This is a genomic window from Mycobacterium ostraviense (assembly GCF_002705925.1).
Taxonomy (GTDB): domain Bacteria; phylum Actinomycetota; class Actinomycetes; order Mycobacteriales; family Mycobacteriaceae; genus Mycobacterium; species Mycobacterium ostraviense.
Window position 1 is genome coordinate 1 of sequence record NZ_NKRE01000191.1, and the last position, 268, is coordinate 268.

1 pseudogene is annotated in these 268 nt (G+C 66.4%); it reads left to right on the forward strand.

Annotated elements, in window-relative coordinates:
* Nucleotides 1-268: pseudogene (locus CDN38_RS33815) on the forward strand (amino acid transporter); the annotation flags it as partial.

Consider the following 268-nt stretch of genomic DNA (forward strand, 5'->3'; position numbering starts at 1 on the left):
GCTGTCGGCGCTCAATGCCAACCTCTACGGCGCCTCACGCATGATGTATTCGCTGGCGCAGCGACGTGAAGCCCCGGCCGTGCTGGGCTGGACCGATCCGCGCCAGGTACCGGTGATCGCCGTGCTGGCCAGCGTCCTGTTCGGTTTCGCTGCCACCGTGATGGAACTGCTGTTCCCGGACCGGGTGCTGCCGGTGCTGCTGAACATCGTCGGTTCCACCTGCCTGCTGGTGTGGACGCTGTCGCTGGTCTCGCAGCTGGTACTGCGC